Annotated in this window: 17 protein-coding genes, 1 tRNA gene and 1 other RNA gene; 11 read left to right on the forward strand and 8 right to left on the reverse strand. The window is 66.1% G+C overall.

What is annotated here, in order from left to right:
• Positions 1–17: 17 nt before the first annotated feature.
• From V5740_RS02465 to dapF, 5 genes are all read right to left on the reverse strand, one after another.
• Positions 18–2,156 carry a hypothetical protein gene (locus V5740_RS02465; RefSeq protein ID WP_347303510.1) on the reverse strand — a complete coding sequence of 713 codons (2,139 nt, stop codon included), beginning with the start codon at positions 2,154–2,156 and terminating at the stop codon, positions 18–20.
• A 157-nt stretch (positions 2,157–2,313) separates the two neighbouring features.
• A complete protein-coding gene (locus V5740_RS02470) occupies positions 2,314–2,946 on the reverse strand; it encodes an inner membrane-spanning protein YciB (RefSeq protein ID WP_347303511.1) in 633 nt (210 codons plus the stop codon).
• Positions 2,946–3,869 carry a signal recognition particle-docking protein FtsY gene (gene ftsY / locus V5740_RS02475; protein WP_347303512.1) on the reverse strand — a complete coding sequence of 308 codons (924 nt, stop codon included), beginning with the start codon at positions 3,867–3,869 and terminating at the stop codon, positions 2,946–2,948. The genes V5740_RS02470 and ftsY overlap by 1 nt, the downstream gene beginning before the upstream one ends.
• Positions 3,866–5,038: a radical SAM protein gene (locus V5740_RS02480; protein ID WP_347303513.1), complete on the reverse strand. Its 1,173-nt coding sequence runs from the start codon at positions 5,036–5,038 to the stop codon at positions 3,866–3,868. The genes ftsY and V5740_RS02480 overlap by 4 nt, the downstream gene beginning before the upstream one ends.
• A gap of 10 nt (positions 5,039–5,048) precedes the next feature.
• Positions 5,049–5,873 carry a diaminopimelate epimerase gene (gene dapF, locus V5740_RS02485; RefSeq protein WP_347303514.1) on the reverse strand — a complete coding sequence of 275 codons (825 nt, stop codon included), beginning with the start codon at positions 5,871–5,873 and terminating at the stop codon, positions 5,049–5,051.
• Positions 5,874–5,931: 58 nt separating this feature from the next.
• On the opposite strand from dapF, the gene V5740_RS02490 reads away from it, so the two are divergent.
• From V5740_RS02490 to V5740_RS02525, 8 genes are all read left to right on the forward strand, one after another.
• Entirely contained in the window at positions 5,932–6,348 is a 417-nt protein-coding gene (locus tag V5740_RS02490) for an EVE domain-containing protein (RefSeq protein WP_347303515.1), read from the forward strand.
• 66 nt (positions 6,349–6,414) lie between these two features.
• Entirely contained in the window at positions 6,415–6,585 is a 171-nt protein-coding gene (locus V5740_RS02495; protein WP_347303516.1) for a CsbD family protein, read from the forward strand.
• Positions 6,586–6,710: 125 nt separating this feature from the next.
• Positions 6,711–6,875: a hypothetical protein gene (locus V5740_RS02500; protein ID WP_347303517.1), complete on the forward strand. Its 165-nt coding sequence runs from the start codon at positions 6,711–6,713 to the stop codon at positions 6,873–6,875.
• A 22-nt stretch (positions 6,876–6,897) separates the two neighbouring features.
• Positions 6,898–8,004, forward strand: coding sequence for a DUF2279 domain-containing protein (locus V5740_RS02505; RefSeq protein WP_347303518.1), 1,107 nt, complete (start codon positions 6,898–6,900; stop codon positions 8,002–8,004).
• A gap of 42 nt (positions 8,005–8,046) precedes the next feature.
• Positions 8,047–8,141, forward strand: an RNA gene (gene ffs, locus V5740_RS02510) — signal recognition particle sRNA small type.
• Between the two features lie 100 nt (positions 8,142–8,241).
• The gene (locus tag V5740_RS02515; RefSeq protein WP_347304422.1) at positions 8,242–10,023 is read left to right on the forward strand and encodes a DNA polymerase III subunit gamma/tau; all 1,782 of its coding nucleotides are present in this window, start codon (positions 8,242–8,244) and stop codon (positions 10,021–10,023) included.
• Entirely contained in the window at positions 10,020–10,361 is a 342-nt protein-coding gene (locus V5740_RS02520) for a YbaB/EbfC family nucleoid-associated protein (protein ID WP_347303519.1), read from the forward strand. The genes V5740_RS02515 and V5740_RS02520 overlap by 4 nt, the downstream gene beginning before the upstream one ends.
• Positions 10,362–10,503: 142 nt before the next feature.
• A complete protein-coding gene (locus V5740_RS02525) occupies positions 10,504–12,978 on the forward strand; it encodes a zinc-dependent metalloprotease (protein WP_347303520.1) in 2,475 nt (824 codons plus the stop codon).
• Positions 12,979–12,985: 7 nt separating this feature from the next.
• Here V5740_RS02525 and ybaL read toward each other — a convergent pair whose 3' ends face one another.
• Positions 12,986–14,647 (reverse strand): YbaL family putative K(+) efflux transporter, encoded by a 1,662-nt coding sequence (gene ybaL / locus V5740_RS02530; RefSeq protein WP_347303521.1) that lies wholly within the window; start codon positions 14,645–14,647, stop codon positions 12,986–12,988.
• 227 nt (positions 14,648–14,874) lie between these two features.
• Positions 14,875–15,339 carry a hypothetical protein gene (locus V5740_RS02535; RefSeq protein ID WP_347303522.1) on the reverse strand — a complete coding sequence of 155 codons (465 nt, stop codon included), beginning with the start codon at positions 15,337–15,339 and terminating at the stop codon, positions 14,875–14,877.
• Between the two features lie 111 nt (positions 15,340–15,450).
• On the opposite strand from V5740_RS02535, the gene lon reads away from it, so the two are divergent.
• Both lon and V5740_RS02545 read left to right on the forward strand, forming a co-directional pair.
• The gene (gene lon, locus V5740_RS02540; protein ID WP_347303523.1) at positions 15,451–17,847 is read left to right on the forward strand and encodes an endopeptidase La; all 2,397 of its coding nucleotides are present in this window, start codon (positions 15,451–15,453) and stop codon (positions 17,845–17,847) included.
• A 201-nt stretch (positions 17,848–18,048) separates the two neighbouring features.
• Positions 18,049–18,321: an HU family DNA-binding protein gene (locus tag V5740_RS02545; RefSeq protein WP_347303524.1), complete on the forward strand. Its 273-nt coding sequence runs from the start codon at positions 18,049–18,051 to the stop codon at positions 18,319–18,321.
• Between the two features lie 33 nt (positions 18,322–18,354).
• Here the strand turns inward: V5740_RS02545 and rlmB are convergent, their stop codons facing one another.
• Entirely contained in the window at positions 18,355–19,158 is an 804-nt protein-coding gene (gene rlmB / locus V5740_RS02550) for a 23S rRNA (guanosine(2251)-2'-O)-methyltransferase RlmB (protein WP_347303525.1), read from the reverse strand.
• A 160-nt stretch (positions 19,159–19,318) separates the two neighbouring features.
• Here rlmB and V5740_RS02555 point away from each other — a divergent pair.
• Positions 19,319–19,404 (forward strand) — tRNA-Tyr (locus tag V5740_RS02555).
• The last annotated feature ends 26 nt before the right edge of the window (positions 19,405–19,430 follow it).

Consider the following 19,430-nt stretch of genomic DNA (forward strand, 5'->3'; position numbering starts at 1 on the left):
AATTTAGTTCCGCTTATCTAAGCTGAATCCACATCTACATTCAGTCCTCTCTCCTTGTTATCTGTAAAGTAACCCTCTTCTGCTTCTTTACTGAGTCGGAAAATACGCCGATTCCCGCTGTTCCTGTCCCGTATCACTAAACGTTGATCAGAAAGCTTCCGTCCTCTCCGTCCGATCAACTGATATGAGCAATCAAGCTCACCCGCCAGCTCAGAGGCCACCATATCCCTTGCCTCGCTAAATAGAGTTTCTAAAATACCCAGCTCAGTGCGCGGAAGCAACAATTCTTTATCTACTTCTTTTAATTTATCGCTATACTTTTTTGAAAGATTCGCGACACGACAGGTGCCACTCTTGCACTTCGGGCATAACATATCAAAAAGTTCGAGACTGGGAAGCTGATCCAGTTGGTAAGTTTCAGCACAGCTATCGCATTTAATTTCCTGATTCCTGTTCAAGAATGCTCGTATTATAGTCGTATAGTTAAAAATTCTTTCCACGAAATACAGCCTGTGCTCGCGAGAGAGCATCGGTCGACCAAAGCTGATCCCGTACTTTTGGCAAAGGCCGTGATTAAGAGCATAGACGTTTACAGTATGACCATCGCGATCCTTCATAACATAGTACAATGTTATAAAAAAGTTTAGCTCTAACGTGTCTAGAATAGACTCAAGTTGAACAGGCACGTGGAAATGACTAGAGGGCGTTCTGCCGCGGACGCCGCGTGTCACAGCAGACTCTTTATAATCCCTTAGTTCTCTCGCGCGATCTACAATCTCTTCAATGAGTTCTTTTAGGCTGTAGATTGAGGCCCTCTCTGAGAAACTTACATGAGCAAACTTTTGCAAGCCAAAAAATGGCTCAATCTTATCCGCAAAATATTTGCCGGAAGCTTCCTGGATAGCTCTAATGGTGACAGGCTGCCCATATGTTATAAAATTGTCATAGAGGTTAGAAAGAATGTGCCCGAGGCTCCTGGGATTAGCCATCGATGCATAGTATAGTTGCCGATACAGGGTATCTTTCTCTCCTTCGCAAAAGTTTGAGAAAGATTTTCTGACGAAGGATTGGAACCGAGATTCTAAAAGTCGCTCAGTGAAGTCGATTGCCTTCTGTTCCATCGTGGATACATCGGTTTCTCCGTATAGGCGGAAGAGATCCAAAGATATTTGATCAATCTTCTGAGGATCAATTTGCCCTAAATACACCCTATTTGGATAGCAAGCTATCTTGAACTTTACGAGTTCATTTGACCAATTATTTAGTGGTGCCAGTACGGAGTCAACAAACACCTCCATTGCTTGTTGGGGAAGTTCGGAAAAATCATCGATGAATACGTATAGCTTCTTTATGCCAACAGAAGACAAAACTTCTTGAAGTCTTTCAAGTACACCGGTGATGTTGAGCGTTCGGAGGATGAAAGTTGCTTCTTCTTCGTCAGCAGATGCAATGGCCTCACTTCGCACGCGAGATCCCTTAGATGCTGACACATTAAGAGCCGCGGAAGAAGAGAGCTTGGCTCCCGCGGACAGATTCTTTCGCTTTTCGCTTTCTGCTGTATGGCGATTTGCTCGCGTGACCCGCTTTTCCTTGAGAAGACTGAGATCAGTCTCAGAGAACTCGATCCCTTGAGCAAGTAAATCTGAAATCTCAGCACTAATGTCACTCTTCTTCAAGCCAAGAGCCTTCAGAACTTTCTTGAACGTGTCTTGCTCTAAGCTTTTCTGTAGTTCACTTTGAATGTCTCGTAGAACTGCTCGTATAAATGCCTGATGCAAAAGTATTTTTTGCACTGTGTCGTCGTCCGCTGCGACCCCGGCTTTGCGGATCGCATTCAGCGCCGTAGGATCAACTTCCGCAGCTTCGTACACGGTTTTAATATCAACGTAGGCGGTAACGTTTCCTTGCTTTGCTCGTAATCCATGCTGCGCACGCAGGAATATTGTCGATTTTCCCGTTCCTTTCCTCCCAACGATAAACGTCGTATTTGGCTTCAAGATAGTCTTCAGTACGCCATCATTTTGCAGAGGATCTACGTAGAGCTTTTCGATAAGCGACTCATCGCTTTCGTCATCGCGCAGGTCTGCTCTTCTATAGAGCTTCAAGGAGTGAGCGGCGTTGGAACAGCCAACGAGATCGCGTGACGTGTATGACATGGATCCAAGGTACTATGGATCCACTCTGCCGGCAACTGCGTGCGGCTTGAACCTGCTCTCACCAGCCACTCCGCTGACGTTCTGTTTGATGGTTGGATGAGTGAAGCCGAAGCTATCCCGATGTTCTGCTAGCTTCCCGCCGCCGGTGGCGATCACCTTACTCCGGCGTCTTGCCGACCACCTCGCCCTCGGCCTCCGCGCTCAAGCCATGCCGCAGCAGCATCGGCAGCTGGGTGAAGGTGAACAGGAAGCTCAGCGGCATGAACAGCCACAGCTTGGCCGCCAGCCACGCCTCGAAGCTCAGCGTATAGGTCAGCGCGGTGTTCAGCGCCGCCAGCACCAGGAAGAACCCGCCCCAATTGCGCGAAAGCTTCAGCCAGCCTTCGTCGGTGAGGCCGTCGAACGCCGCCTCCAGCAGCACCTTCAGCAGCGGCCGCCCCCTGCGCCAGCCCCACAGCAGCGCGATGCCGAAGCCCAGATAGATGATCGTCGGCTTCCACTGGATGAAGCGCTGGTCCTGGAACCAGATGGTCAGCGCGCCGAAGCCCACGATCAGCGCGGTGGAGAGGGCCAGCATGGGGGAGATGCGGCCCAGCCGCCACTTGCTGACGCCCAGCGCCACCAGCGAGGCGGCGATGAAGGCGGCGGTGCTCTTCACCACGGCCAGGATCTCGCCCGCGGCATCCTGCCCGTCGGGGCGGAAGTGGCGATAGGCGAGGAAGAACACCAGCAGCGGGCCGTAATCGACCAGCACATTGATCCAGCCGCTTTTCGCTTTGGTGTCGGCCATCAGGCGATACCGGCGATGACGCGGGCGACCAGGTCGGGGTCGAACGGGCGCAGGTCGTCCAGCCGTTCGCCCACGCCGATCGCGTGGATCGGCAGGCCGTATTGTTCCGCGGCCGCAACAAGGACGCCGCCGCGGGCGGTGCCGTCCAGCTTGGTCATGATGAGGCCGGTCACGCCCGCCACCTCCCGGAACACGTCGATCTGCGCCAGCGCGTTCTGCCCGTTGGTCGCGTCCAGCACCAGCACCACGTCATGCGGCGCCTCCGGGTTCAGGCGGCCGAGGACGCGGCGGATCTTGGCCAGCTCGTCCATCAGCTCGCGCCGGTTCTGCAGGCGGCCGGCGGTGTCGACCACCAGCGCGTCGATCCCGGTGTCGGTCGCCTGCTTCACCGCGTCGAACACCACGCTGGCGGGGTCGCCGCCCTCCGGCCCGCGCACCAGCGGAACGCCGATCCGGTCGGCCCAGACGCCCAGCTGGCCGATCGCGGCGGCGCGGAAGGTGTCGCCGGCGGCCAGCAGGACGCCGTAATCCTCCTCCTGGAACAGGTGGGCCAGCTTGGCGATGGTGGTGGTCTTGCCGCTGCCGTTGACGCCGATCACCAGCACGACCTGCGGGCGGGGGAAGGCGGTCACCTCCAGCGGCTTGGCGACGGGGCGCAGGATGGCGGCGATCTCCTCCGCCACCGCCTCCCGCAGTTCGCGCTCCGTCATGGAGAGGCCGAAGCGCTTGTCGGCGAGGCGGCGGCGAATGCGGCCGGCGGCGGCGGGGCCGAGGTCGGAGAGGATCAGGGCATCCTCCACCTCGTCGAGGGTCGCATCGTCCAGCCGCGCGGTGCTGACCACGCCCGCCAGGTTGCCGCCCAGCCGGTCGGACGTCTTGCGGAAGGCGCCCAGCAGGCGCTCGCTCCAGCCGGGTTCGCTCATCGCAGCAATCCTTCTTCGTATCGGGTGGGCACGATCGTCACCTCCGCGCCCGGCGGGGTGCCGGCGGGGAGGGCGACGCGTGCGAAACAGGGGGTGTGGCCGGTGCCGTCCCGCTCGGCCAGCACGCGCAAGGGGCGGCCGATCAGGGAAAGGAGCCAGGCGTCGCGCTGGTGGGCGGTGGCCGCGCGCAAGGCGGCGGCGCGCTGCTTCACCTCCGCCGGCGCGACCTGCGGCATGCGCGCGGCGGGGGTGCCGGGGCGTGGGGAGTAGGGGAAGACGTGGCCGTGCACGATGCCGAGTTCGGCGATGATGGCGAGGTTCGCTTCGTGCATCGCGGCATCCTCCGTGGGAAAGCCGGCGATGAGGTCGGCGCCGAGGGCGAGGTCGGAGCGGCGGTCGCGCAGGTGGCGGACCAGGCGAATGGCATCGGCGCGGGTGTGGCGGCGCTTCATCCGCTTCAGGATCAGGTCGTGCCCGTGCTGCAGCGAGAGGTGGAGGTGCGGCATGATCCGCAGCTCGCCCGCCAGCAGGTCGAGCAGCAGCGGGTCGATCTCCACCCCGTCAACGGAGGACAGGCGCAGGCGGGCGAGCTGCGGGAAGGCGGCGAGGATGGCGGCGGCCAGCGTGCCGAGGCGGGGCCGGTCCGGCAGGTCGTGGCCCCAGCTGGTGAGGTCGACGCCGGTCAGCACGATCTCCCCCGCGCCGCGGCTGAGGTCGCGCTCCACCAGGCGCAGCACGTCCGCCACTGGCAGCGATCGGCTGGGTCCGCGCCCCTGCGGGATGATGCAGAAGGTGCAGGCATGGTCGCAGCCGTTCTGCACCGCGACGAAGCCGCGCGAATGGAGCGGGGCGGTGGGGGTCGGACCGGGCGGCACGTTCCAGCTGCGCGGGTCGAGCTTGGCGGCGTTGGGCACCAGCCCGTCCACCTCCGGCATGGCGCCGATCGTGTCGCGTTCCACCTCCGCCGCGCAGCCGGTGACGAGGAGGCGGGCGGCGGGGTGCGCGCGGCGGGCGCGGCGGATCGCCTGGCGGGTCTGGCGCACCGCCTCCGCCGTGACGGCGCAGCTGTTGACCACCACCAGATCGTCGGCGCCCGCCAGCAGGCCGCGCATCCGCTCCGCCTCCGCCAGGTTGAGGCGGCAGCCGAGGTTCACGACCTCGACACTCAAAGCTTGAAACTCAAAGGTAGTCGCCCCAGTCGAACGATCCGCTGAAGCTTTCCGCGGCGGGACCGGCCATGCTGATCCGCCCGTCCGCGCCCCAACTGATGCGCAGGGGGCCGCCGGGAAGGGCGACCTCCACCTCGCGCTCGGTGAGGCCGCGGCGCATCGCGGCGATCGCGGTGGCGCAGGCGCCGGTGCCGCAGGCGCGGGTCAGCCCGGCGCCGCGCTCCCACACCCGCAGGCGGATGCGGGTGCGGTCGATCACGGAGGCGACGTTGACGTTGACCCGTTCGGGGAACAGCGGGTCCCGCTCGATCTGCGGGCCGAGGCGGGCGAGCGGCACGGCGTCGCAATCGGGGACGAAGAACACCGCGTGCGGGTTGCCGACATTGACGCAGACGGGCCGTTCCAGCCCCTCCCACCCGACCGGCAGGGCCAGCGTGTCCATCGGGTAGGCGAGCGGGATCGCGTCCCAGTCAAGCCGGGGTTCGCCCATGTCGACCCGGAAGCCGGCGCCGTCCGCTTCCGCCCGGATCACCCCGGCGGCGGTCTCCATCGCCAGCACCTGCGTCCCGCTGTCGCCTGCCGCGCGCAGGGCGACGGCGCGCATGGCATTCCCACAGGCGGCGACCTCGCTGCCGTCGGCGTTGAAGATGCGGACCTTGAGGTCGGCGATGCTGCTCGGCTCCAGCAACAGCAACTGGTCGCAGCCGATCCCGGTGTGCCGGTCGGCGAGGGCGCGGATGGTGCCCGCGTGGAGCGGCGGCAGCAGGCCGTCGCGCGCGTCCAGCACGACGAAATCATTGCCGAGGCCATGCATCTTGGTGAAGGAGGCGCGCATCGCCTGCCACCTAGTGACCCCAGCGGGGCAGGGCAATCACCAGTGAAGGAGTACCGCCATGCCAGACCGCCTGTGGCTGATGAAGTCGGAGCCCGAGGCCTTCGGCTGGGACGATCTGGTGCGTGACGGCACCACCTTGTGGGACGGGGTGCGCAATCACCGCGCGGCCAACAACATGCGTGCCATGCAGGTCGGCGACCGGGCGTTCTTCTACCATTCGGTGACCGGCAAGGAGATCGTCGGTATCATGAAGGTGGTCGAGGCGGGCCTGACCGATCCGGCCGATGCCAAGTGGGCCTGCGTACGGCTGGAACCGGTGAAACCGCTGAAGCGGCCGGTCACGCTGGCCGAGATCAAGGCCGATCCCGCGTTCGCCGAAATGGAGCTTGTCCGCCTGTCGCGCCTATCGGTGGCGGAGGTGCGGCAGGAGGAATGGGATCGGATCATCGCGCTCAGCGACGGAACCTCACCTTAGTTAAGCGGTTGATGTGGCAAGAGGGCGGCATCCCCCCGGCCGCCCGCTCAGAAAAGGAGCCACATCATGGGTGAACTGACCGACAAGGTGAAGGGCATCGCCAACGAAGCTATCGGTAACGTGAAGCAGGGGTCCAGCAATCCCGCCACCCGCGCCGAAGGAGAGGCGCAGGAGCGCAAGGGCGAGGCCCAACAGGTCAAGGGCAGTGTCAAGGGCGCGCTGGGCGACAAGGTCTGACCCGGCCCTGATCCGAGTTACCGTGTCATCACGGTAGAGGGGCTGCTCCATTGCGGGGCAGCCCTTTTCGTTTGTGCCCTTCAAAGCCGCTTGGGCAATGGTTGATAAAGCGTTAACCTGCCCGGATGCAGACGCATCCCGCTCGTCACTGGCTGCGCACGCTGGTGCCCGATGACGCATCGTGCCCGGCCGCCGACGCGCCGGAGCCCGTCAAGGCGAGGACGACCTTGCAGCAGGCGATCGGCGCCTATACCGCGGGATTGACCGCCACCCTGGCCTTCATCGCCTGACCCCTGCGGCATCTGCCGGGGCATGGCCGACAAGGAAGTACCGTTGCACCGCATCCCCGGCGCCCTGATCGCCGCCACCACGGCCCTGACGCTGGCCTTCCCGGCCGCAGCGTCCGACCTCTCGCCGGGTCCCGACCTGTCCGTCATCACCGCCGACCTGCCGCGACTGGCCGTGACCGACTGGCGCCTGACGCCGGGGCCCGCGGACCTGTCGCGCATCACCGTCGACACGCTGTCCACCCCGCCCGCCGATTCCGCGTCGGTGGCGCTGCTGCCGCAGGTCACGGACACCTACGGCCCGCCGGCGCCCACGCAGGCGCGGCTGGACCGCTGGGCCGATCCGAAGACCGGGGGGCAACGGCTGAGCTTCGCGTCGCAGGCCGACGCAGTGAAATGGGAATTCGGCGCGGTGATGGCGTACTACACGCTCACCAACGGGGCCAAGCTGTTCGACGACCCGCGCTGGCCGCACGGGCAGGTGGAAGGCTGGTTCGGGCGCGACACGAACAATATGGGTGTCGACAAGCTGGCCCACGCCTACAGCTCTTATGTCATCTCCGAATTGCTGCACCATCGGCTGAGCCGCAAGACGGGCGATGCGCCAGGCATCGAATACACCGCCGCCGCGCTCGGCTTCGGAGCGATGCTGTACACCGAGTTCTGGGATTCGATCGAAAGCAGCGGCGGCTGGTCGTGGGAGGATGTGACCTTCAACGGCCTCGGCGCCGGCTTCTCCGTCCTGCGCAACAGCGTGCCCGGTCTCGACCAGAAGCTCGATTTCCGACTGATGATCCAGCCGCAGGAAGGCCGCTACCGTTTTTCCGGCAAGAAGCATTTCGAAGCGCAATGGCACTTCTTCGCGCTGAAGCTGGCCGGGTTCGAAGGGCTGAGGGACACGCCGCTCCGCTATATCGAGCTCGACCTCGGCTACCGGGCGGAGGATTTCACCAACCCTGACCGGGAGGCGGGTATCCGGCCCAAGCGGCACATCTTCGCCGGCGTGTCGCTCAATTTCAGCGAGCTGGTCCGCCGCTTTGCCGGGGGCAATCGCTACGGCCGGGCTGCCGCAAGCGCGCTGGAATACATCCAGCCGCCTTATACGATGCTGAGCACCAACCTGACGGAATGATTGCGACCCTTGCGTCCCGCTCGTCTCCCGTCCATATGCGGCGCGGGAGTCGGGTGGACGTTCGCGTCCGCCAACCTGGTCAGGTCCGGAAGGAAGCAGCCACAACGGATGGCAGCGGGTCGCCCGGCTCCTATTTCACTCGCAACTTTTCCCCGGCACGCTCGCCGATGTGACGCCCGCGGGTTCGACAGCGCGGGCCTGCGCCCCTAGATTGCGCGTGTGAACGACCTTCCTGACATGTTCGGCGATTCTGCCGCCCCGCCTCCCGAACCCGAGGCCGATCGTGCCAGTGCGGCGGAGCTGGAGGCGGCCGGCCAGTCGGCGATGTTCGGCGATCCCGCCCCGGCGAAGGCCGCGCCGGTGGTTGCCGCGCCCGCACCTGCCGCGTCCCCGCCGCCGACTGCCGATGGCCAACCCTATCGCGTGCTGGCCCGCAAATACCGCCCGCAGACCTTCAGCCAGCTGATCGGGCAGGAACCGATGGTCCGCACGCTGGCGAACGCCATCGCGCGCGGCCGGTTGGCCCATGCTTTCCTGATGACGGGTGTGCGCGGGGTGGGGAAGACCAGCACCGCGCGCCTGATCGCCAAGGCGTTGAACTGCATCGGCCCCGACGGGCAGGGCGGCCCGACGATCGACCCGTGCGGTGTGTGCGAGCCATGCGTCGCCATCGCGGAGGGCCGCCATATCGACGTTATCGAGATGGACGCCGCCAGCCATACCGGCGTCGACGACGTGCGCGAGATCATCGAGGCGGTGCGCTATGCCGCGGTCAGCGCCCGCTACAAGATCTACATAATCGACGAAGTCCACATGCTGTCCCGCAATGCGTTCAACGCGCTGCTGAAGACGCTGGAGGAGCCGCCGGCGCATGTGAAGTTCCTGTTCGCCACCACGGAGGTGGACAAGCTGCCGGTCACGGTACTGAGCCGGACGCAGCGCTTCGACCTGCGGCGCATCCCCGCCGCCATGCTGCGCGAACATTTCGCCAGCGTCTGCCGGCAGGAAGGCGTCGCGGCGGAGGAGGAGGCGCTGGCCATGGTCGCCGCCGCCGCCGAAGGATCGGTGCGCGACGGCCTGTCCATCCTGGACCAGGCAATCGCCCATGCCGACAGCGACACCGACGGGACCGTCACGGCGGAACGGGTGCGCGACATGCTGGGGCTGGCCGACAAGGGCGCGCGGCGGCGGCTGTTCGCCAGCCTCTTGGGCGGCGAGGCGGCCGCCATGCTGGAGGAGGTCGGCCGGCAGTACGCGCTGGGCGTCGATCCGCTGGCGTTGATGCGCGCGCTGATGGACGTGGCGCACCAGGTCGCGGTAACGCAGGTGGGCGGCGGCACCAGCGATGCCCCCACGCTGGAGGAGCGCGCCGATGTGGAAGGCTGGGCCGCGCGCCTGTCGCCCGGGCAGGTCCATCGGCTGTGGCAATTGCTGCTGAAGGGGCACGAGGAGGTGCGGACCGCGCCCGATCCGCTGGCCTCGGCCCAGATGGCGTTGCTGCGCGTGACCCATGCCGCCGATCTGCCCGATCCGGGCACGCTCGCCACCCAGTTGACGGATATGCTGTCGCGCGCGCCCGCGGCCGTACCGGCGGGCGAGGACGGAACCGGCGGCCAGGTGCAAGCCGCCGCGCCGGCGATGGACTGGCGCGACCTGTGCGAGCAGGTGGACGATGCCGGGCAACTGATCGCGGCCAATCTGATGCGGGACTGGCTGCGAGTGATCGAGCTGGCGCCCGGTCGGCTGGTGTACCAGCTTGCCCCCGGCCTGCATGAGGATCCTGCGGCGCAGTTGCGCGATGCGTTGCGCATCGCCACCGGGACCAAGTGGCAGGTGGAACGCGGCGCCGGGCAGGGCGCCCCCTCCTTGCGCGAGGAAGCGGAGGCCGCGAAGGAGGCGGAACGGGCGCGGGTGCGCGCCGACCCGCTGGTGGAGGCGGCATTCGCCGCGTTCCCCGGGGCCGAACTTATCGAGGAAGAGCGCGCCGGTGCCGGCGCCAAGCGGAGAGACGCACGATGAAGTCCATGGAAGAGATGATGAAGGCCGCGCAACAGGCGGCCGAGACGATCCAGAAGCAGATGAACGAGGCGCAGGCCAAGCTCGACAATGTCGAGGTGGAAGGCACCGCCGGCGGCGGACTGGTGAAGATCCGCTGCACCGCCAAGGGCCGCATCCTGGGCGTGGCGATCGACGACAGCCTGATCGTGCCGGAGGACAAGCAGATGCTTGAAGACCTGGTCACCGCCGCGTTCAACGATGCACGGGCCAAGGCCGACCAGGCCGCCAATCAGGAGATGCAGTCCATCCAGTCGGGCATGGGCCTGCCGCCGGGTCTGAACATCCCCGGTTTCAGCTGAACCAAGCAGCGCATCTTTTCTGCCTGTGGCAGAGGAGATGCGCAATTATCCACCACGATTTTGATGGTGCGATGCAACATTCGCCGTGAACCAACGCCCTGATCCCGCTAGACATCGGCGGGTATTGTGACGGGGGCGAATAATGATGGTGACGGGAAGCAAACTGCGCGGCGTGCTGCTGGCCGGGGCGGCGCTGCTGCTGGCCGCGGGCGGGCCGGTCGCGCTGACGCAGCCGGCGATGGCGCAGGCCGCGCTGTCCGGGCTGCAGCGGACCGATGGCTACGTGCCGTTCTGGTTTGATGCCGCCAAGGGCAAGGTGCTGCTGGAAGTGCCTGCCTTTGACGAGGACGTGCTGTATTACGTCTCCGCCGCGACCAATCCCGGATCGGTGCAGGTCGGCATGGATCGCGGGGTCATCTACACCGCGGTGATCCACTTCGTGCGCTCCGGCGACCAGGTGGTCGTGAACCAGATCAACCTCGATTACCGCGCGACCCAGGGCAGCGCGGCGACGCAGGCGGGGGTGACGGACAGCTTCCCCAGTTCGGTCCTGGCGGTGCTGCCGGTGGTGTCCGATGCCAGCGGCCGCGTGGTGGTGGACGGCACTTCGCTGTTCATGCGCGATGCCGGCTATGTCGCCAACCGGCTGAAGCGGTCCGGGCAGGGCGAGTTCCGGTTCGATGCGGGCAAGAGTGCTTTCTACCCCGACCGGATGAAGGCCTTCCCCGAGAACACGGAGATCGAGACGATCGCCAGCTTCACCAGCCCCGCGCCCGGCGTGGCGGTGTCGCAGGTGATGCCGTCGCCCGACACCTTCACGATCCGCATCCATCATTCGTTCCTGAAGGCGCCCACCGGCTATGTCCCGCGGGCGGCAGACCCGCGGATCGGCGTCGGTTCCATCCAGTTCCAGGATTTCAGCAAGCCGATCGACGACAACCCGTTCACCAACTGGGTGCGCCGCTGGCGGCTGGAGAAGAAGGACCCGGCCGCACCGATGAGCGAGCCGGTGAAGCCGATCGTCTATTACTTCGACCCCGCGATCCCCGATCCCATCCGCCAGGCGATGAAGGAAGGGCTGCTGTGGTGGAACAAGGCGTTCGAGGCGGCCGGCTTCATCAACGCGATCGAGGCGCGCGACGCGCCGGCCGACATGGACCCGATGGACATCCGCTACGCCTATGTCCTGTGGATCCAGCGCGACGGACGCGGCTTCTCTTCCTCCGGCAATTTCGGCGATCCGCGCACGGGGGAGATCCTGGGCTCCAAGACCCACATGGATACGTACCGCATGCGTACGGTGGGCAATTACTGGGACATCTACAGCGGCGCACTGCCGGGTGACGGGTCTGGGCTGCTGGTGGCCGATCCGGCGCTGACCAGCACCGACGCCTTCAACGCCATGCCCGTCGGTCAGCGCGATCTGGCGTTTCAGCGGCAGGCGGTGCTGACCGCGCACGAGCTGGGGCACACGCTTGGCTTCTCCCATGCGTGGAACTCCAACTTCAACGACCGGTCCAGCGTGATGGAATATCCGGTGCCGAAGGTGACGGTGAAGGATGGCAGGATCGACCTCAGCGATGCCTACCAGAAGGAGATCGGCACCTACGACACCTGGATGACCCGCTATGCCTACACTCCCTTTGCCGAGGGGCAGGAGCAGGCGGGGCTGAACGGCGTGGTCGCCGACATGCGGCAGCAGGGTATCGTGTTCACCGGCGGCGATGACCCGCGGTACATGTGGTATGTGAACGGCCCGGGGCCGGAGGCGGAGCTGCGCAATACCGCCGCCGTGCGCGAAGTGGCGCTGGCGGAGTTCGGGCCGGAAATGCTGAAGGCGGGCGAGCCCTACGGCACGCTGCGCGACACACGGTTGTGGATGGCCTACCTCCACGAACGCTACGCGGTGGAGTTCGGCCAACGCTATATCGGCGGGCAGCTGCAAAACATCGCCGTTCGCGGGCAGGAGGATGCCCTGCCGCCGGTGCAGGAAGTCGCCGGGGCGGAGCAGCGGACCCTGCTGGACCTGATGCTGGACGTGATCGAACCGGCGCACCTGGCGATCCCCGACACGCTGCTGGCGCAATTGCAGCAGCATCCGGGCGTCAATCGGGAGGATATGTCGGACGATGCGGTGTTCGACCAGTTGCGCGCCGCGCGCATCCTGGCGGGCATCGTGATCGAACCGCTGTTCGATGCCGACCGCTCGCGCCGGATGGTGGCGCAGGCTGCGCGCCAGCCCGACACGCTGACCTTCCCGCAGATGGTGGACGCGGTGCTGGCGGCGACTTGGGGCGCGCCGGTGCGCGGCGACGCGGGTGAGCGGGCGTTGCTGCGCCAGACGCAGAACATCGCCATGCTGTCGATGATGAAGCTCGGCGCCGCGGACGACGCCGCGCCGGAGGCCCGCTATTATGTGCTCGACCGCCTGGCGACACTGGCGGACGATCTGGCGGGCCGGCGCGACGGCGACCCGCTGACCGCTGCGTTCTACCGCCAGTCCGCGCGGGAGATCGAGCGCTTCCTGGAGGAGCCGGTCGCGCCGGAGGAGATCACCCCGCACTGGGGCGAGCAGCCGCTGTCCCGCTGGCCGCTGTCGCCCGGGCCGCCGCTGTAAGGCGCGATCAGCCCGGCGCCTCCCGGCTCCTCGCCAGCATGGCGATGAGCCGGCGGGCGATCTCCCGCTCCCCCATCACGACGTGGTCGGCGCCGTGACGTTGCAGATGGGCGACCTCCTCGTCCGAATGCGCGCGCGCGAAAATCGTCAGGTCCGCATTGGCTTTGCGGGCCCGCTGCGCGATCACGCCGGCCTCGTACCCTTCCGGAATGGCGATCACCAGCTTGGCCGCCTCCGCGATGCCGGCTTCCCGCAGGGTCCTGATCGATGCGGCATTGCCGTGGACGATGGTGAAGCCGTCATTGCGGGCCCGCTCCATCACGTCGGGCTGATCCTCGATGATGACCAGCGCGCGGCCTGACTGCCGCGCACCTTCGGCAAACAGCCGGCCGACCCGGCCATAGCCGATCAGCACGACATGTTCGCGCCGTTCCCGCTCGCGCTCCCGCTCGATCGCGTCGGCCTCGTCAATGGCATCCTGCCGCGCGCGGGCGATGCGGCCTGCGGCCGCGGTGAAGACCACCGGGTTGACGAAGATCGACAGGATCGCCCCCGCCAGGATCAGGTCGCGCCCTGCATCGGGCAGGATACCCAGATCCGTGCCGAGGCCCGCCAGGATGAAAGAGAATTCTCCGATCTGCGCCAGGCTGGCAGCGATGGTGACAGCGGTGCGGGTCGAATGGCCGAACGCTCGCACGATGGCGAAGGCGGCGGCCGACTTGCCCAGGATGATGATCGCGACCGTCACCAGCAGCGACAGCGGCTGCTGCGCGATCACCGACGGATCGAACAGCATGCCCACCGACACGAAGAACAGCACGGCGAAGGCATCGCGCAGCGGCAGCGTCTCTTCCGCGGCGCGGCGGGACAATTGCGTTTCGCCCAGGATCATGCCGGCGAAGAAGGCGCCCAGCGCGAACGACACGTCGAAGACGGAGGCGGCGCCGAACGCCACGCCCAGCGCGATCGCCAGCACGGCCAGCCGGAACAGCTCGCGCGATCCGGTATGCGCCACCCAGTGCAGGGCCAGCGGAATGATCCGCCGTCCGACGATCAGCATGAAGGCGATGAAGCCGCAGACCTTCAGCAGCGTGACCCCAATGGTCGCGGCGATGTCGCTGCCGCCGGAGGCGCCGCCGCCGTCGATCAGCTCCGCCAAGGGGGGTAGCAGGACCAGGGCGATGACCATGGCGAGATCCTCCACGATCAGCCAGCCGACGGCGATGCGCCCGCGCTCCGTCTCCAGGAGGTCGCGCGCCTGCATCGCGCGGAGCAGGACCACGGTGCTCGCGACCGACAAGGCGAGGCCGAACACCAGCCCGGCGGCCAGCGACCAGCCCAGCCACGAGGTGAGCGCGAGGCCGAGCATCGTCGCCACCGCGATCTGGATCAATGCGCCGGGCACCGCGATGTGGCGGACGGACAACAGATCCCGAAGGGAGAAATGCAGGCCGACCCCGAACATCAGCAGGATGACGCCAAGCTCCGCCAGCTCGTTGGCCAGCGCCACGTCGGCGACGAAGCCCGGCGTAAACGGGCCGACCAGCACGCCCGCCGCCAGATAGCCGGCGATTGGCGCGATGCGCAGGCGGTGGGCGATCGCCCCCATGAAGAAGGCGGCGACGAGACCCGCTACGATCGTGGCGATCAGCGGTGAATGGTGCAGCATGCGATCGTCCTGCCGAGCCTAAGCGAGAAGGGTGAGGACCAGCACCGCCACCGTGCCGCAAGCGGCCATGGCGCCGGCAACCAGCGCAGGTGCGAACCATGCGGGCGGCTTGTTACGTCGAAGCTTCATCTTGACCTCCTTCCACCCGGTGGGCGGCGGGGAGCATGTCGGGCGTGCAGGCGCTGCCGCCCATGCGGGAAAGGCGCGCGCGTGGCGCCCCGGCCGGATCAGATGGTGGGAGGGGCCCGGGCAGGTCCGGCGTGGCGGAAGGCCAGCAAGGGATGATCGGGTGGGCCGCGCGCGGTGACGCGCTGGGGGCTGCCGCGATCGTCGTGCGTACGGGCCACACCGTGCCATGTCGGCGCCGGCACCGCTCCCGGCAGGTCGGCTAGCGCATCGTCGCGCCGGACGGCCTCCGCCCGCACGATCTCGTCCCGTTCCTGCGGGCGGATGGTGACGGAGAGGGTGGCCGGATCGAAGGCCGATCCCACAATGCGGGGGGAGGTCTGCGCCCCGCTCGGCGTGGCGGAGAGCAGGACCACCAGCAGGATCGCCCAGCCCCACAGCGCCGGCAGGATGCGCCTGCCGGTAAGCTGTGTGGAAGGAGGGGCGCCGGTCGTCACCCCGCCGATGCTACACGATGCGTCGCCAAAGGCGAGTGCGTCGACCCGGCCGCCGATCGCCCGGCGCATCGCTATCCTGTTGGCAGCGGTTCCCTGCGCATTGCAGTCAAGGCGGCAGGTGCCCATATTCGGATCAAACGAGGCGCCGCGATGCGCCCCGCGATTGACGGGATCCGATCTATGACCACTTATCCGCTCCTCCCCTTGCGCGACATCGTCGTGTTCCCCGGCATGGTCGTGCCGCTGTTCGTGGGGCGCGAACGTTCGGTCGCCGCTCTGGAGGCGGCGATGGAGGGTGACAAGGACATCTTTCTGCTGAGCCAGCTCGACCCCGGCTGCGACGATCCGGGCGCGGACGACCTGTATGACGTGGGTGTGATCGCGCAGGTGCTGCAATTGCTGAAGCTGCCCGACGGCACGGTGCGCGTGCTGGTGGAAGGCCAGTCCCGCGCGCGGCTCGACACGCTGGAGACGACGGACGACCACGTGGTCGCCACCGTGGAGGCGATGGAGGACGAGGTGGAGGAAGGCGACGAGGCCACCGCCATGATGCGCTCTGCCCTCGAACAGTTCGGCGATTACGCCAAGCACAGCAAGAAGCTGCCCGACGACATCGAGGAGGAGCTGGGTCAGATCGAGGAGGCGGGCAAGCTCGCCGATGCCATCGCCGCCGCGTTGCAGGCGAAGGTCTCCGTCAAGCAGTCGCTGCTGACCGAACCCAGCGCCACCAAGCGCCTGGAGATGATCCTGTCGATCATGGATGGCGAGCTGTCGGTGATGCAGGTGGAGCGCAAGATCCGCGGTCGCGTGAAGCGGCAGATGGAGAAGACGCAGCGCGAATACTACCTCAACGAACAGCTGAAGGCGATCCAGAACGAGCTGGGTGGCGGTGACGAGGGCGACGGCAACGAGATCGCCGAGCTGCAAGCCAAGATCGAAAGCACAAAGCTGTCGACGGAGGCGCGTGCCAAGGCGACGGCCGAGCTGAAGAAGCTGCGTTCCATGCAGCCGATGAGCGCGGAGGCGACGGTGGTGCGCAACTACCTCGACGTGCTGCTGGGCCTGCCATGGGGCAAGAAGTCGCGCCTGAAGAAGGACATCGGCAAGGCGCAGGAGGTGCTCGACCAGGATCACTATGCGCTGGACAAGGTGAAGGACCGGATCGTCGAGTACCTGGCGGTGCAGGCGCGGACCAACAAGCTCAAGGGGCCGATCCTGTGCCTCGTCGGCCCGCCGGGCGTGGGCAAGACCAGCCTTGGCAAGTCGATCGCCAAGGCGACCGGGCGCGAGTTCATCCGCCAGTCGCTGGGCGGTGTGCGCGACGAGGCGGAGATCCGCGGGCACCGGCGCACCTATATCGGCAGCCTGCCGGGCAAAATCGTGCAGAACCTGCGCAAGGCGGGGGCAAGCAACCCGCTGTTCCTGCTCGACGAGATCGACAAGCTGGGCCAGGACTTCCGCGGCGACCCCGCCAGTGCGCTGCTGGAGGTGCTTGACCCCGAACAGAACGCCAAGTTCCAGGACCATTACCTGGAGCTCGACATCGACCTGTCGGACATCATGTTCGTGTGCACCGCGAACAGCCTGAACTTGCCGCAGCCGCTGCTAGACCGGATGGAGATCATCCGGCTGGAAGGCTATACGGAGGACGAGAAGGTCGAGATCGCGCAGCGCCACCTGATCGAAAAGCAGGTTAGCCAGCACGGCCTGAAGAAGGAGGAGTTCTTCCTGGAGGAGGAGGCCCTGCGCGACCTCATCCGTTATTACACGCGGGAGGCCGGCGTGCGCACGCTGGAGCGGGAGATCGCCCGGCTGGCGCGCAAGAGCCTGCGTCGCATCCTGGAAGGCAAGGCGACCAGCATCAGGGTCACGCCGGAAAACCTCGGCGAGTTCGCGGGCATTCGCAAGTTCCGTCACGGCATGTCGGACGAGGACGCGCAGGTCGGTGCCGTCACCGGCCTCGCCTGGACGGAGGTGGGCGGCGAGCTGCTCACCATCGAGAGCGTGACCACCCCCGGCAAGGGCGAGGTGCGCACCACCGGCAAGCTGGGCGAGGTGATGACCGAATCGGTGCAGGCGGCGTTCTCCTTCGTTAAGGCGCGCAGCCCGGCCTACGGCATCAAGCCGTCGCTGTTCGCGCGCAAGAACGTCCACATCCACCTGCCCGAAGGGGCGGTACCCAAGGACGGCCCGAGCGCGGGCATCGGCATGGTCACGTCGATCGTCTCCACCTTGACGGGCATCGCGGTGCGGCCGGACGTCGCCATGACGGGCGAGGTCACCTTGCGCGGCCGCGTGCTGCCGATCGGCGGGCTGAAGGAGAAGCTGCTGGCCGCGCTGCGCGGTGGTATCCGCACCGTGCTGATCCCGGCGGAGAACCAGAAGGACCTGGCCGAGATTCCCGCCAATGTGAAGGAAGGGCTGGAGATCATCGCGGTCGAGCATGTGGACGAGGTGCTGGCGCGCGCGCTGGTGCATCGGCCCGACCCGATCGAATGGTCGGAAGCGGACGATCTCGCCAGCCAGCCGCCGGTTGCCGGTGCCCACGGGTCCACGGCGCCGTCCACCGCGCACTGACAAAAGTCGGTTCGCCGCAAAAGCTTGCCCGGGGGGTGCGGTGGTCGCCGCGCCCCCCTTGCAATTGTCCCCCTGCCGGACAAAAGCGGGGTATCACGCGATCTGCCGCTTCCTGCTTTGACACCGCCGTCAATCCGGAGTGTGATGGCAGCTTCGCGCGTTTGCCCGAGTCACGGATTGGAATGGGGGTTAGTGCCGAACATGAACAAGAATGAGCTGATCGTCGCGGTTGCCGAAGCCAGTGGCCTGTCTCGCACCGACACGACGAGAGCCGTCGAGAGCGTGTTCGAGACCATCACCGAAACGCTGAAGAGCGGGAACGAGGTCCGCCTGGTCGGCTTCGGCACCTTCACCGTGTCCAAGCGCAAGGCGTCCACCGGCCGTAACCCGCGAACCGGCGAGCCGATGACGATCAAGGCGAGCAGCCAGCCCAAGTTCAAGGCCGGCAAGACGCTGAAGGATTCGGTCAACTGACCCGGCGGGCGGGGCCGGCATGGCCCCGCCAATTCATCGCGCCGCCGCCGCGTACAGCGCGATCGCCGCGGCGTTGGATACGTTGAGGCTTTCCATCGCGGCGCTGATCGGCAGGCGGCACAGCGCATCGCAGTGCGCGGCGATATTGTGCCGCATGCCTTCGCCTTCCGCCCCCAGCACGAATGCCACCCGCCCGGCCGGCAGCGCCTCGGCCAGGGTGGCGTCCGCCTCCCCCGCCAGGCCCAGCCGCCAGTAGCCGGCCTCCGCCAGGTCCTCCAGCGCGCGGGCGAGGTTCACGACCCGCACCCACGGCACGATCTCCAGCGCACCGCTGGCGGACTTGGCCACGACGCCGCTTTCGGGCGGGGCGTGCCGATCCTGCGTGACGATCGCGCAGGCGCCGAATGCCGCGGCGGAGCGCAGGATCGCGCCCACATTGTGGGGATCGGTCACTTGGTCCAGGATCACGATGGGGCGGTTCGCCTCCTCCGTATCGCTGTCAGGGGCGATCACGTCGGCAAGGTGCAGCTCCTCCAGCGGGGCGCATTCGAGCACCAGCCCCTGGTGCGGGGCATCGCGCGCGACCAGCCGGCCGAGATCGGCGACATCGGCATATTCCACCGGGAAGTCGGCCGGCAGTTCCCCATCCAGCGATGCGATGCCTTCGCGCGTGGCCCACAGCTTGCGATGCTGGCGCTGCGGGTTCTTGAGCGCGGCCTCCACCGCATGCCGGCCCCACAGGCGCACCGCCCCCTGTGATGCTCGGCCGGACCCGCGCCCGCCCTGCATCCGTCCAGCGCGCCCGCGCAAGGGAGCCTTGTCGTTGCGCCTGGCCATCAATCGTTTCCTGTGTTGTTCATTGCGCGGCCTCCTGCCAGCGTGGCCATTGACAGGCAAGCGCGCCTTGGGCATGGGCGCGCTTCACTCGGCCGGGCGGCTCTTTTCGAAGGGCTCTCGACAAGGGCGGCAGCGATGCCGTCGTGACCGGCCAACCGGTGGACAGGTGGCCGAGTGGTTAATGGCAGCAGACTGTAAATCTGCCCGCGAGAGCGTACGCTGGTTCGAATCCAGCCCTGTCCACCAGCCGGCCCTTTCTTCCGATCAGCCGT

Source organism: Croceibacterium sp. TMG7-5b_MA50 (assembly GCF_039830145.1).
GTDB lineage: Bacteria > Pseudomonadota > Alphaproteobacteria > Sphingomonadales > Sphingomonadaceae > Croceibacterium.